Raw genomic sequence first — 10718 nt, 5'->3', positions numbered from 1 at the left:
CAGCATCCCCCAGAAATTCGAGACTTTCGTTATCTTCTTCTCCAGAATTTTCGTTTAAAAAAGAGCGGTGGGTGAGAGCTTGTTTTAAAAGTTCAGGATTTTTAAATTCAGGTAGTTTCTTTGTCATATTACAAATTTTAATTTCTTGATAAGTTAGGTGGGCATAAATAAATTTTGAAACGAAGAATCTGAAAATTAAGCCAGCAAGAAGTTTTCCAGAAATTTTCTAAGTTTTGAATTTCCATCACGATTTTATGGATAATTAGGGTTTGCTGAAAAAGTCTTTTAGTAGGGGTAGGAGACAGGAGACAGGAGACAGGAGACAGGAGACAGGAGAAAAGGGTCGGGAGCGAGGAGGTAGGAGTAACAATTGTAAGAATGATTTTTCTGCCCAACTATGAGCCTAAAATACGCTCCTTTTTGAGCATGAAGAACTGAAAACCAGGCACTTTTTTCGACTCCAAAAAGACTAAATTCTTTATATGTCAATGCTTTTAGATTTAATCAGCAAGCCCTAATTAAACCTACCTACTTATAGCAGTTTACTACTCTCTAGAAATACTTATGTTGATGATTTTAGGGAGTAGGGAAGAGCGAATAGGAAAAAAATATTTGCTGTATCAGTTGTACCAGATTAATTGCCGAATATACTGTATTTACAGCAAGCAAATTTTAGGATAATTAGCGACAGTTAAAAATTAATCTATAAATTTTATTCCCTATTTCCATATCTGGTGTTCCCTATTCTCTAAAAGCATAAAAATTTGTACCTCCAAGACTTGAAAACTACTCTATCTATATTAATCTTCTTTGTCTCAACTTAGATAGTGCGTTTTCTGCAGCATTGACGAACAATATTTTTATAGTCTCCATCTCCAGTAATTAAAATTAAGATGTCAGTAGATGGAATAGAATTAAGTTCTCTTTCACAGTCAGCTATTAATTTTCGATCGACACTCTGTTTTTCTGTTGTAGGAATGTCAATACAGTCAAAACCTAGTTCGTATAAATGTTGTTCATTACTTTGATTTTCCTCTCGCCAATAACTATATACTCTTTGGCTAGATAAGCTACCATTTCAACAATTAATAATTAATAATTAATAATTCCCTCTTCTTGAAAAGAAGAGGATTTACTCTTAAGGAATTTTTTTTCTTCTCTTGGTCGATTGGATATGGCGAGGTCTCCTCGCCATCCCACCCTACGGGAAGCTGCGCTAACGACCGCTTTTTTCTCCTTTAAAAGAGAGGCTTTAAATCTTAATTATTCGGTAAATTGGCAAAAGTTTGAAAATATCGCACAAGATAAGAATTGAAATTAATACAAACATTTTGATAATCCCAATGTAATTAGACTAATAATCGAACTAAACTAATTTTAGGTGTAAGCTGAAATCTTATTATGTTGTACCGAAATAATTAAATTACGGTAGATAAGGCTACAACTTACACTTACATTTAAAAAAATAGCATGATAGTAAGTGAATCTCAACAAATAGAAATCTCCATAAAAGAGGGAACAGGGAACAGGAAACAGAGATAAATAATTGACAATTTATGGATAATAATTGATTTTTTTTAATTTACGGAGATGTCTAATAGTATTTTTTTGACACGCTCTTGTCTGCTTATGACAGGAGTTCTAATACTTCCTATTTTTCATTTTTTCTACATTTTCTACTTCTGCTGCATTGATGGTTTTAAGTAGTTGAATAATACTGTCAAGTGCTATATCTGCTTTTTTCTTGGGAAATGGCAAAAAATGGGCAAAATTATTACGAATATCTAGAAGTTTTTTTACTTTTGATTTACTCTTTTCTGTTTCTTGACTTAAATCATATTGAAAGATATTATCCCACAGTTTATAGATTAGCTTTAGGTGCAGAGATACATCTTTACGCAAAGCTTCATCTAAGTTGCGTTTGTTTAATCCTTGCTGATTTTTTAAGATATTTTTTGCTTCTTTCAACCAATTATCCGAGTAGTATTCTCGCATTCTTTCTTCAATATATGGATATAAAGCTTGAGCTAAAAGCTTTAAAGATTTATAGATTAAATCACCATAATCATCTATGGAAGGCTGCTTTTTTGTAATCATTTTACTGATATTTCCTTTGGGTTGTTTGCGAACAACAGCATCGGAACATCAGATATCTATCACTAATAGTGAAATAGTGAGTTACTCAAAAAAACTCCCCTATCTTGATAGAAACTTCCCAAAAAATAGGAGTTAATAGTGACAACTAATGTCACTTTTGACTCACATATAACATTGGGATATTTTTCTACAGGGAATTTCATAAAATGAGTATTACTTCAACTAAATAAACACTATATTAAGTGGTATTAGCTTCAGCTAATGTCTCATCAATGGTAGATATGTATACTGACTCGTGTATCTCGATTTGTCGCTAATCTTTAGTAAACCTAGATGCTTGTAAGCATTTAGTCCCCTAAACTACCTACTTACAAACAGCTATCTATACTAAAGATTAATTACAAATCAAGATATACGAATCAGTATATATATCTACCACCGATGAGACAGCAGCCAACAACAGACAATAGATACTAATATTGTATGCTATCTTGAAAAAGAGTATAGCAAAGAAATAAAATTTTTGTCAATAGTTGTCAGATTTATTTTTTGGACTAACCTTCATAGCATGAAAAACTTCCCGTTCTACTTTTATGTTTTAACTCAGGAACTCCGTCTAGCAAACTCACTTCATTTTATGCTCAGAGAAAGAAGCTTTACAACCAAACGGATAGGGTGAATTATAAGTAGTAGAACGCTTACCAAATATTGTGTAACGATTATCTCGAATCTGCTCATAAAAGCGATCGCCCATCCATTTTGCTCCTGGTAAACCTCGATATGCTGCCACAAACACATCCCCCACAGGCAAAAGTCGCCCTATTTCTTCCGCTGCATCACTACCTTGCCATCGACGTTCCGGTGCATTACCATCAATCAAAATCATACCCATTTCACAATCTTTAGCAGTAATACCAAATTGATTGAGTTTTTCTAAATCTTGCATAGGAATATACTCAAATAGCTCACCTTTATCTATACTTTCCAATACCTGCACCAACGTTACACATAAATTGCAGTTGCCATCATAAATTACGATATAACTCATACGTCTTAGTTTTATTTTAAATACAATCAAACATTGTAACATCAACAGGACTTACGCAAATTCTTAGACAATACGCTATCAGCAGGGGGCGAATGCCATTCGCCCCTACTAGATATGGCGGTTATGCGTAATATCATGTCCGGATAATTAGTGATCAAAAAACCTTCTCCTTCTGCTCCTGTTCTTCTTCCTTCTTCTTTCTTCCCTCCTGACTCCTGACTCCTGACTCCTGAGGACTCCGTCGTTATTTATTTATAACTGTTCAACCGGACATGATATAAGTCCTGACTAAATTAAAGCTCTACAGGTGCTTCCCCACCTAACCTTTCTTCTAATAAAAATCTAAGTATAGACTGACTCACCAAAACCAAACCTAATCTAGCTTGCGCTAACTGCGGTTTTTTCACCTTCACCTCACCCCAAATACGACAATGACTGTAAAAATCTTGAAAAGCTACACTCATAGCATCAGCTACTTTTTGCCAATTTATAGGTTTTTTGCTGCTAGAAACACAATAAATACGATCTAGAGTAGAAGCAAATTGAGCAATTAAGTGGTATTCAGTATCATGTAAAAATTGTAATTGCCCATTAGGTTGTTGCCAGGATATAGGTTGAGAACTTTGCAACTGCCAAAATTGACCGCTACCATCCGGGCCTGTAAGAGTAACATTAATTAAGCGATCGCGTATACCCATCCGCAATAACGAACAACAACGAGCATGACTATACTGAATTGGAAACAAATTTGTAGTTTCTAAAGATTTATCAAAGTAATTGGGTCTAAAACCCCGCCTTGATTGGCGAAATGTTTTTGGATACTTGCTCACATCCCCGTTACAAAAACAACTTCTGACTTCGTTAAAGTCAACACCAACCTGTAATTCTTGTTGCTCAAAATTTAGGGGAAAAGAAGTTAGATAATCTAACCAATTAGCGATACTCAAATCAGTTAAATAAAAGTAAATTATCCCAGATGAAATTACCTCAATATCAAAAAATTCTGTATCTTTATTAGTCTCAGTATTTACTATTTCCCTACAATATTTAACTAACTCAGTAGCAATATATATAGCTGGTTGTTGACAAACCGAAGCTAACTTCAGAGCGATCGCTGACTTGTATACAATTGCTCCATTATTTATAGTTTGATTAATTGGAATTTCTTCCTTCTTTTGCCAAACTTCTAATGTATTTTCATACCTGCAAGATAATTCCAATTGCTCCTGGTATAAATTTATAGCTTTTTGTAAAATTTGTATCAAATTACACTTAAATGATGCTTTTGTCAATATTATTACTACCTCAAATAAATTTGATCTTGAATCTTCCGAATTAGATGTGTTTTTTGCTACACTTAAACTAAGGATCAAACTGGTATAAGTAGACAGATAAAAATCTGCTTCTATTCCTTTTACCAAAATGATTTGAACTCAAGGCCAACTATTACTACAAGAGAGTACCAATGCAACTATCATCACATCCAGAACTACCAGAAATGTCACTGAATATACAACCTACCAGCACCTCTGCACCTACCAGCAGACCATTTCTGACTTGGCAACTAATCATAGATTGGGCAGAAGAACACTACCGTAGCAGAGCTTTTAGCAAAGATGAACGTATTCCTGCCCGTCCAGGTTTGCTGTATCTAGTACAAAAAGGGTCAATTCGTTTAGTAGGTAATGCCCACATTAGTGCCAGTCACAATAAGTCTAGCAAGTCAAAAATAAGTAATATTTCAGACGAAGCTTTCCTCGGATTTGTCGGTGCTGGTCAACCATTTGAACTAATAGCTCAGTCACCATTTACACTTCAAGCTTATGCTCATGCAGATCAAACAACTGTGCTTTGGATGTATTGGCATGACCTAGATAATTGGCCTTACTTTCGCAGAGAAGTCCTAGATGCCTTTAGATACCAACATCAACGGAAGCTTCTGTGGCTAAGTACCCTAGGCCAACGTCGCACCATTGACAGATTATTCGGATTTCTGACGCTATTAATTGAAGAATATGGAGAACCATGGATCGCCCAAGACAAACCAGAAGCAATAAGTGGTTATTATTTGCCTTGGCCTTTGACCCATGCTCAAATTGGCAGTGCTATTGGTTCAACCCGCGTAACTGTGACTCGTCTAATGGGTAAATTACGTCAGCAAGGCTTAATATTTATCCAGAATGATCATCTGATTTGCTTACCAACACAGTCTGAACAGTCACAATAGTTAAATAATTTTTGGGTAGTTAGTTCTGGGCGATTATCAAACTTGGATATTAATACATATCCAACCATAAATTGTTATTTTGCATATTAAAATATTATGCGTTAAATAGATAATTTTATCTATATTTATCATATCAAATGATTTGATTGTCATTGCTTACTACTCTATCCTTCTGATGCTAATTTATGTTAAACGAAGGAATTTTTATTTTATTTATTATCTTCCGTTATCTTCCGGCAATTCAGTATTTTGATGCTCGCCTTTAGCCAAATTTATGTATTCACAGTGTGGATATAGAGATAGTAAATATTAAGAGCTGCAAAAGTAAAGTAAATAGTTGAACATTATGGGTAAAGACTTTACTACACCAAAGTTAAGCACATTATCGCAGTATAATTATTAGCTCTAATCAATATATTGATCGCGTTCAAGCAGATGGAATTTTACTTTTGGTACTTCTACAAACCAAAATTATAAATATTAAGTCCTTTTAATTAAGCATCATAAAAACTCCTCTTAATTGTCCTCGCAAGAATAGAATAATTAATGCTATGGAAGGTACGTTTGTCGTACTCCGCGGAGTCGAACTGCTGTTGCCTTTTCTCTGCTATAGCACTACATAAATAGGTTAGGAAATTTCTCTACTCCCAACTCCCAACTCTCTTACAACCACAATTTATTGTCAACCACCAAAAAACTTACTGCTATACATATAGCAGTCGTTATTACTGTATTTGATATATCAAAAGCTTAAAACTCAGACAAAGCAAGATTTTTCCAACTTCGGTTCTTCCTTCTTCCCTCTGCTATATAAAACTCAAAAGCAACAATTTATTGCTAAATTATCACATAAAACTTTACGAACAAAAGGTTGTCATATAAAATCCGGTTATACAATTATCGCACTCTCTACTTCCATTCAATGCACACATAAAATGCCGGAATATCCCCAGATAATTCCCACTCTCATCCTTCCTTTCTGCTGACTCCTGAGTTATACGATAACTAATTATTCACTACATCATATTTCATATCAAAGATAACCGAATATTTTACTTGACACAGAGAAAGTTCCCATAATTTAATATCAAGAATCAAAAAATAAAAAACTAAAAGTCTAGTCAAGATATAGAAGAATATGATGCTGATCACAAAAGTTTACTCATCTACTTCACTCGATCTTAGTTGACTAACTCACCCAATCAAAGTTCAATGACTCACTTTATCAATATCAAAAAATCACCAGTAACTTCATTCATAAGTCACCACAATAACTAGAAAAAAAGCAGATAATATAAAGTATCAAGTTCGCAGTTAAAAGTAAAACAATGATGATTAAAGACCTCAAGCAAATATGATTTGTTCCCACAAAAACCTAATTAATTGGCCTTGATGGTATCACTAAAACTCAAACTGCGACTTTTTCCAGTACTTTAGGCAAGATAAGATATGATTTTTTATTAACTTTTAGATACTCATATTAAAAAAAAAAATTGTTTGTAAAAACTAATTTATTAGATGAATAAAGATTTAATTAAAGTCCTTTTAATAGAAAACAATACAGACGATTTTATTCTGATCTATGACTTACTGTCACAGGTAGAATCACCAAAAATATTACTAGACTGGGAAAATACTTACGAAGCAGGATTAACAGTAATGAAAAAAAATCAACATGATATTTGTTTGCTTGACTATAAATTCAAAGAAACAAAAGGGTTAGAAATACTTCAAACAGCAATTAATCTAGGTTGCCAAATGCCAATCGTATTACTCACAGATATAGAAAATCAAGAATTAGAGATGGATTTAATGAATAAAGGAGTAGCAGATTACTTGAATAAATCAGAAATTAACGAATATACATTAAATCGAATAATTCGCTATACACATGAGAATAATCAAAATTTAAACGCTTTAAAAGAAAGCAAAGCAAAGCTACAAGAAGCACAAAAAATTGCTCATTTAGGGAACTGGGAATATGACTTAAAGACACAAAAAATAACTTGCTCAGATGAAGCATTTCGCATTTTTGGTCTTAACCCTAGCAGAGGAGAACCAACTTATCTAGAATGGGTTGAAATGTTTACTCTCGAAAGTCAAAAAATATGGGATAAAAATGTGATTTTGATCTTAGAAAAGGCAGAAAGTTGTGAATGTGAATATCAAATCATTCGACCAGATGGTACATTAAGGTATATTTATACTCAGGCTGCTTTAATTGTTGATAGTAACTCAGAACCTATAGGCATATTCGGCACAGTGCTAGATATTACAGATCGTAAAAAAGCAGAGTTAGCTGTGCAGGAACTTAGACAAAAAGAGCATTTATTAGGACTCATTCTAGACCGGATTCATCAATCTTTAAATTTGGATGAAATATTAGAGACTACAGTAGAGTCAGTACGGTTTTTTTTGGAGTGTGACCGCGTCTTAATTTATCGTTTTTTGGAAGATGGAAAAGGTATCGTAGAAAAAGAATCTGTAGCAGCAGATAGCAGTCCAATTTTAGGTGAAATTATTGACGATCCATGTTTCCCAAATACAGATATTATAGAACGCTATAAACAAGGTTATATTAGTATAATAGAAGATATTGAAAGCCCAGATATAAACAAATGCCATGCCGATCTACTCAAACAGTTTCAAGTCAAAGCAAATATGGTATTGCCAATTTTAATTAATCAAGAAGGGGAAAAACAAGGTTCGGAAACTACTGCATGGGGATTAATAGTAGCTCATCAATGTACTCATAAACGACAATGGCGAATATCAGACACCGATCTATTGAGACGCTTGGCAACTCAGATAGCGATCGCTATTCAACAAGCTCAACTTTATCATCGTTTAGAAAAACTAAATCAAGAATTAAAAGAAATAGCTTATGTTGATGGTTTGACAGGAATTTGTAACCGTCGCCACTTTGAAGAAAAACTAGACCAAGAATGGAAAAGATTAACACGGGATCATGCTTCTATGTCAATAATTATGGTGGATATAGATTATTTTAAACCCTACAACGATACTTACGGTCATCAGCAGGGAGACAAATGTTTGCAACAGGTAGCTCAAACTATTAGTGCTGCAGTGAAACGACCAGGAGATTTTGTAGCTCGATATGGGGGTGAAGAGTTTGTGGTTGTACTGCCAAATACTCCCATAGAAGGAGCGCTGAAGGTTGCAGAAAAGATTATAACACAAATTGAGGCTTTAAAAATTCCCCATACAGCTTCGACAGTCAGTAAGTGGGTGACAAGTAGTTTAGGAGTGGCAAATAGTCACTGCTCTACTGACTCTAATCCTCAAATATTACTAGAAGCAGCAGATATGGCGCTATACAATGCTAAAAATACTGGTAGAAATCAAGTTTATATTGATGATTCATACTAAATCCGGTTTAGAAGAGAGATTTATTGTGAAGGTAAGGCAGAAGGCAGAAAGATTAGAAGGCAGAAAGATTAGAAGGATTTGGACAAATTAGCTTTTCATAACCGGATTTGGTATCATGTATAAAAAATTTTTAGGAGCAAAAGCAATAAATTCATTTAGTCATACAACTGTATAAATCTGGTTTCTCAGTAACCTTGATTGAATCTAGCTTAAAATCTCTATATTTGAGATTTATAGGCAAATTTCTGCTTTTTATAAAAAACATTCACTTAGCATAGAAATATGCAACAAACTCTGGGACTTACAGCGGATTCCATTTGGGTAGACCACAGTAAGGACGTTCCATGGAACGTCCCTACAAGGTTTGATGTGTGAAGATATTGTGTGCTAGCATATTTACACCCCACATTCCGCACGTCAATTTGTAGCATTAAAAGTAGTATATAAATCCGTAGCTTGGTAGGTATTTATACTATGCAAATCATCTCAATTACTTTTTTCGTTGATCAAATTCCGAGTAAAAAATTTACGCATAAATACTTGCTATACATGATTACTCAATCACGGCAGCTATGATTTTCTGCTAAAATTCTGTCTCCTGTCTCCTGTCTCCTGACTCCTGACTCCTGACTCCTGATTCGATACTACATTTTGTGGTGCGGAATGTGGGTTACACATTATTTTTTGTACACCTTTTCGCTTACTGCACTTTGAGCTGGACATTGTAAATACCTGAGCGCTCATTGCGATACTTGGTTCATTCATTAAAAAGCTAAGAGCTAACTGCTAATAGCTGAATGCTTACAAATTAATTTCATCCCTTAATATTAAATGGCGATCACTTAACCATTTTTTTAGTGGAAATAGAGCTAATATATTCAAAATTTTAAACTTAAACTTACTAGCATAATTAGTAGTATTAAGTGCTTGTCAAACAAGAATAAGTCTTCAACCGTTAGCGTAGCTCCCCCGGAGGGGGAACATGATATTACTTATTTAACTGTGCTAAAAATTTCTGATGTTCGGATGTTTTTAAACCTTTTTGTAACTCTGAGTTTACTTCTACTAAATTACCTGAAATTAAATTAGATACCGATAACCATAAACCAGGAAAAATTTCGCTTTTAATAATACCCTGTTCATCTATTGACAAATTAATATATTCTCCCTCTCGCCACCGAAACCAATCAATTTTTTGTTCGTAAACTTGCCAGACTAAATATTCTTGTACTTGGTTGCATCGATAAACTTTCAATTTTTCTCCTAAGTCATAAGAAGCACTACTGCTAGCAACTTCAGCAATAAATTCTGATGCACCTTCAACATAGCCATCTGCACTAATAATTGAATTGCCTCCAGTTTCGAGGCGTAATAAAGCATCCGGTTGTACTTCGTTATCAGCATCAAGGCGTACTGTAGTATTGTCTGCTAGAGTAACTCCTGGTGTCGCTACCCAATAATTACCAAGCCAAGTCATAATGAATGCGTGAGGTGTTCCGTGGGTAATGCGTACCGGAGAACTCATATATACAATTCCTTCTATTAATTCAGCTTTTTTGACATCAGACATTCTGGCATAACGTCGCTCAAATTCTGGACGAGTTAGGCGATCGCTATTTTCTAGTGGTAGAGTTTTGATGTTAGTTTCTAGCATAATGTTACCTCCTGAGATATACCTACTCCCCTACTCCCTAATGCACCATTTTAGCTGTGTCACGCCACTACTGGAGTGGCACTCCTAAGACTGTGCATATAGATTTTTGTTTCTAGGTGTCTCGATCTCCCCATCTCCCCACACTCCCCATCTCCCCATCTCCCCATCTCCCCATCTCCCCATCTCCCCATCTCCCCATAATTTTACACCTCTTCAAGTACAGCTTCTAAGTCAGATTCGGAAGTTTTTTGTAAAGCTTTTCTGAGCCAGGGGGGAGGGCTACCTTTTAATGTTTCTACTAA

Annotated in this window: 7 protein-coding genes and 1 pseudogene; 3 read left to right on the top strand and 5 right to left on the bottom strand. The window is 34.6% G+C overall.

Annotated elements, in window-relative coordinates; translation table 11 throughout:
- The first annotated feature begins 269 nt into the window (after window positions 1–269).
- Window positions 270–401 (top strand): hypothetical protein, encoded by a 132-nt coding sequence (locus tag F6K06_RS22935; RefSeq protein WP_287243019.1) that lies wholly within the window; start codon window positions 270–272, stop codon window positions 399–401.
- Between the two features lie 419 nt (window positions 402–820).
- Here F6K06_RS22935 and F6K06_RS34185 read toward each other — a convergent pair.
- The 4 genes and pseudogenes from F6K06_RS34185 to F6K06_RS22920 form a co-directional block, all read right to left on the bottom strand.
- Window positions 821–1063, bottom strand: a pseudogene (locus F6K06_RS34185) (NYN domain-containing protein); the annotation flags it as partial.
- Between the two features lie 578 nt (window positions 1064–1641).
- Window positions 1642–2097 (bottom strand): Swt1 family HEPN domain-containing protein, encoded by a 456-nt coding sequence (locus tag F6K06_RS22930; RefSeq protein WP_124144819.1) that lies wholly within the window; start codon window positions 2095–2097, stop codon window positions 1642–1644.
- A gap of 625 nt (window positions 2098–2722) precedes the next feature.
- Entirely contained in the window at window positions 2723–3145 is a 423-nt protein-coding gene (locus tag F6K06_RS22925) for a thiol-disulfide oxidoreductase DCC family protein (RefSeq protein WP_124144818.1), read from the bottom strand.
- 293 nt (window positions 3146–3438) lie between these two features.
- Complete coding sequence (locus F6K06_RS22920; protein ID WP_287243018.1) at window positions 3439–4566, bottom strand: DALR anticodon-binding domain-containing protein; 1128 nt, start codon at window positions 4564–4566, stop codon at window positions 3439–3441.
- A 44-nt stretch (window positions 4567–4610) separates the two neighbouring features.
- Here F6K06_RS22920 and F6K06_RS22915 point away from each other — a divergent pair, with 44 nt between their 5' ends.
- Window positions 4611–5372 (top strand): Crp/Fnr family transcriptional regulator, encoded by a 762-nt coding sequence (locus tag F6K06_RS22915; RefSeq protein ID WP_192901275.1) that lies wholly within the window; start codon window positions 4611–4613, stop codon window positions 5370–5372.
- Window positions 5373–6890: 1518 nt separating this feature from the next.
- On the top strand, window positions 6891–8762 hold the full coding sequence (locus F6K06_RS22910) for a diguanylate cyclase domain-containing protein (protein WP_287243017.1): 1872 nt from the start codon (window positions 6891–6893) through the stop codon (window positions 8760–8762).
- A 988-nt stretch (window positions 8763–9750) separates the two neighbouring features.
- Here F6K06_RS22910 and F6K06_RS22905 read toward each other — a convergent pair.
- Complete coding sequence (locus F6K06_RS22905; RefSeq protein ID WP_287243014.1) at window positions 9751–10416, bottom strand: Uma2 family endonuclease; 666 nt, start codon at window positions 10414–10416, stop codon at window positions 9751–9753.
- Window positions 10417–10718: the final 302 nt, after the last annotated feature.

The organism is Okeania sp. SIO1H4 (assembly GCF_010672695.1).
Lineage (GTDB): Bacteria > Cyanobacteriota > Cyanobacteriia > Cyanobacteriales > Microcoleaceae > Okeania > Okeania hirsuta.
The sequence above is the reverse complement of the archived record's forward strand: the minus strand, read 5'-3'. Positions and strand labels throughout refer to the sequence as shown.

What these genes read in the sequence shown, in the direction of transcription:
- F6K06_RS22925 (WP_124144818.1), bottom strand. Translation starts at nt 3,145, where the DNA reads ATGAGTTATATCGTAATTTATGATGGCAACTGCAATTTATGTGTAACG.
- F6K06_RS22905 (WP_287243014.1), bottom strand. Translation starts at nt 10,416, where the DNA reads ATGCTAGAAACTAACATCAAAACTCTACCACTAGAAAATAGCGATCGC.
- F6K06_RS22930 (WP_124144819.1), bottom strand. Translation starts at nt 2,097, where the DNA reads ATGATTACAAAAAAGCAGCCTTCCATAGATGATTATGGTGATTTAATC.
- F6K06_RS22910 (WP_287243017.1), top strand. Translation starts at nt 6,891, where the DNA reads ATGAATAAAGATTTAATTAAAGTCCTTTTAATAGAAAACAATACAGAC.
- F6K06_RS22915 (WP_192901275.1), top strand. Translation starts at nt 4,611, where the DNA reads ATGCAACTATCATCACATCCAGAACTACCAGAAATGTCACTGAATATA.